The 2976-nt window shown below is 34.3% G+C and carries 4 protein-coding genes and 1 pseudogene; 4 read left to right on the top strand and 1 reads right to left on the bottom strand.

Translation table 11 applies throughout. The features are described 5' to 3' along the window. Window positions 1-261: 261 nt before the first annotated feature. From cobM to AFK68_RS03795, 4 genes and pseudogenes are all read left to right on the top strand, one after another. The gene (gene cobM, locus AFK68_RS03805) at window positions 262-1053 is read left to right on the top strand and encodes a precorrin-4 C(11)-methyltransferase (RefSeq protein WP_094671662.1); all 792 of its coding nucleotides are present in this window, start codon (window positions 262-264) and stop codon (window positions 1051-1053) included. An 88-nt stretch (window positions 1054-1141) separates the two neighbouring features. After that, the gene (locus tag AFK68_RS36265; protein ID WP_168186309.1) at window positions 1142-1282 is read left to right on the top strand and encodes a hypothetical protein; all 141 of its coding nucleotides are present in this window, start codon (window positions 1142-1144) and stop codon (window positions 1280-1282) included. 215 nt (window positions 1283-1497) lie between these two features. Further along, window positions 1498-2133: pseudogene (locus AFK68_RS03800) on the top strand (Uma2 family endonuclease). A gap of 31 nt (window positions 2134-2164) precedes the next feature. Next, a complete protein-coding gene (locus AFK68_RS03795) occupies window positions 2165-2398 on the top strand; it encodes a hypothetical protein (protein ID WP_143437487.1) in 234 nt (77 codons plus the stop codon). Window positions 2399-2532: 134 nt separating this feature from the next. Here the strand turns inward: AFK68_RS03795 and AFK68_RS03790 are convergent, their stop codons facing one another. Beyond that, window positions 2533-2679 (bottom strand): hypothetical protein, encoded by a 147-nt coding sequence (locus AFK68_RS03790; RefSeq protein WP_168186311.1) that lies wholly within the window; start codon window positions 2677-2679, stop codon window positions 2533-2535. Window positions 2680-2976: the final 297 nt, after the last annotated feature.

Raw genomic sequence — 2976 nt, 5'->3', positions numbered from 1 at the left:
GAGTGTGGGAAGTGTGGGAAGTGTGGGAAGTGTGGGAAGTGTGGGGAAAAATTACAAATATCTTCACCATTACTATGTAGGACTACCATAATTAGTTATTAGTAAAGTCATTGCGACTGGAACGGAGTGGAAGGAAGCAATCTCAGGGTCTTAGGGATTACTTCTCTTGGGTAGCAACGACAACCGTTTCAGCAAAATTGATATAAAGCCCCTAGTACGGGAGCAAGATGCTCCCACTGCCTATTTTTTAATTAATTGAAAATGGAAAATACTAAAAATCTTACACCAGCAGTTTACATTGTCGGAGCAGGTCCGGGAGACCCCGACCTATTGACGGTGAAGGCTGACAAAATCTTAGCTAGAGCAGATGTAATTTTATATGCAGATTCTTTAGTACCTAAGCAAATGTTACGGAATGTGTGTTCTGATGCTGAGGTTATCAGAACGGCTAATAAAACTTTGGAAGAAATTTTACCTCTAATGATTGACCGAGTGAGAAAAGGTCTTTCTGTGGTGCGCCTTCATTCTGGAGACCCTAGTTTGTATGGAGCGGTTTATGAACAAATGCAACTTTTGGGCGAAGCGGGAATTGATTTTGAGATTGTACCGGGAATTAGTGCATTTCAGGATGCAGCAGCTAAGTTAAAAGTGGAATTAACTGTGCCTGGGTTGGTACAGACGATTATTTTAACGAGAATTAGTGGGAAAGCAACGGGAGTTCCTTCAAGGGAAGAGTTGGGTAGTTTAGCAGCTCATGGGGCGAGTTTATGTTTGTATTTGAGCGCTCGTCATGTGTGGGAAGCACAGGAAAAGTTGATGGAACATTATTCAGCTCAGATACCTGTGGCGATATGTTATCGGTTGGGATGGCCTGATGAGGAAATTTTGGTTGTACCTTTGGAGAAAATGGCTGTTGTGACTGAGGAGAAACAGTTAGTTAGAACAACGCTTTATGTAATTAGTCCTGCTTTGGAAAAGGTGGAAAAAATAGGGCGTTCTGGTCTTTATAATCCTGAACATAGTCATTTATTTCGAGGGAAATATAACAGATAAAATTAGATTTAACTAATGGCAAATGAGTCATATATTCAAAGAGAAATAGCTTTAATAAATCAAGAATTTCTAATTACTGAATGAGAGAATGGAAATGACACCAATTGAACTTAGAAGAAAAGATTATCAAGTTTTGGTTGATAATTTAGGTCAGATTAATACCATTCGTTTTTTAAAACAGATGGGATGTAGAAACGGTGATTATACTAAGGAACAAATTGATAATTGATAATTGATGATTGATAATTAATCCCCGCAATCTGATTAAGTAAGCATTCAGCTATCAGCTATTAGCTATGAGTTATTAATTCCTCCTTTAAAAGCAGGATGAATTAGTCTGAAGCGCGAGAATTAAAAATTATCATAACCCAGGAAAAGCTGAGAGCTGACTGCTAATAGCTGAATGCTTACGGATTTATAACTGAAATTATTAGAAGTATGAATATGTTTATTCAAGAAAGAGAAGCAACTAATATTCCAGAAAAAGAGGATATTAAGTTGATGACTTTAGAGGAGTTTTGGGACTGGTATCCTGATGGTTATGGTCGGTTTGAATTACATAATGGAGAAATTTTTCAAGTGCAACCTACTGGAACTCACGAAAAAGTAGCTGGTTTTCTAAGTTTAGAACTTGGTGTAGAAATTAAACGTCTGAATTTGCCTTTTTTTATGCCTTGACAAGGACTAATTAAAGCTATCAATTCGGATAAATCTGCTTATATTCCTGATGTAATTGTATTGGATGATAATGCTATGGAAAACGAACCACTGTGGAAGAAGCGATCGACTATTATTCATGTTACGAGTGTTAAATTAGCTATAGAAGTAGTAAGTACGAATTGGCAAGATGATTATTTAATGAAGTTGGGAGAATATGAAAAATTAGGTATAAATGAGTATTGGATTGTTGATTATTTAGGGTTAGGAGGTAGGCGCTATATTGGAGACCCGAAACAGCCAACTATTTCGGTTTGTCATTTAGTTGAAGATGAATATACGGTGAATTTATTTAGAGGTCAAGATGTGGTGGATTCACCTACTTTTCCTGAACTAAATTTAATAGCAGAACAAATATTTTAATTGGGAAAGTAGCAGTTTTATAATGGAAAGTATGTCTAATAAACTATTGGAAATTGAACAAGCAATTAATTCTTTATCTTTAGATGAACAAAAATGGTTGCTTAACCGTTTAACTGAAAAAATCAAGCAAAAGTTAACTCAAATAATTGCAGAATCTAACATAGACAATCAGATTGAACTAATGGCAAACAATCCAGATATTCAAAGAGAAATAGGTTTAATTAATCAAGAACTTATAATTACTGAAATGGATATAATTGCTTAATTCAGCAGTCAGCAATAAAAATAAAGTTAATTTTTTTTCGTTTGTAGTTTTGCTCTAGCCCGAAGATATTTTAGGAGTTATATCATGTCCGCTGGTATCGGAGCGTGTAAAAGTTGGGTAAATATTTATCATATTTAAGGTTTTTTCTTTTCTTCTTTCTTCTTCCTTCTTTCTTCTTCCTTCTTTCTTCTTTCTTCTTTCTTCTTTCTTCTTCCTTCTTCCTTCTTTCTTCTTTCTTCTTTCTTCTTCCTTCTTCCTTCTTCCTTAACTTCTCTATACAATACCGATGCTACCGGACATGATATTAGAGCAAAACTAGGAATTATCTTTTATTAAACATGATATTACTAAAGTTTAATTAACTAGCACTAAAAATTAGTTGATTAGATTAATTTCCTGTTGTTATTTTTATATTTCAACTTGCCAATCTTCAGAACTTAATCCTACTCTTTCAATTGCTTTTAAACAAAATGAATTAATGTCGTTAGCTGATAAATTAACCTCAATAAATGCCCCATTATTTAATTCTCTACTATATCTAAATTTTTGATTATTCCAATTTACAATACGGTGGTATT

The organism is Hydrocoleum sp. CS-953 (assembly GCF_002260545.1).
In the GTDB taxonomy this organism is placed as follows: domain Bacteria; phylum Cyanobacteriota; class Cyanobacteriia; order Cyanobacteriales; family Microcoleaceae; genus Trichodesmium.
Note: the sequence above shows the minus strand (reverse complement) of the source record. Positions and strands in the feature narration are given on the sequence as shown.

What these genes read in the sequence shown, in the direction of transcription:
- cobM (WP_094671662.1), top strand. Translation starts at nt 262, where the DNA reads ATGGAAAATACTAAAAATCTTACACCAGCAGTTTACATTGTCGGAGCA.
- AFK68_RS36265 (WP_168186309.1), top strand. Translation starts at nt 1,142, where the DNA reads ATGGAAATGACACCAATTGAACTTAGAAGAAAAGATTATCAAGTTTTG.
- AFK68_RS03795 (WP_143437487.1), top strand. Translation starts at nt 2,165, where the DNA reads ATGTCTAATAAACTATTGGAAATTGAACAAGCAATTAATTCTTTATCT.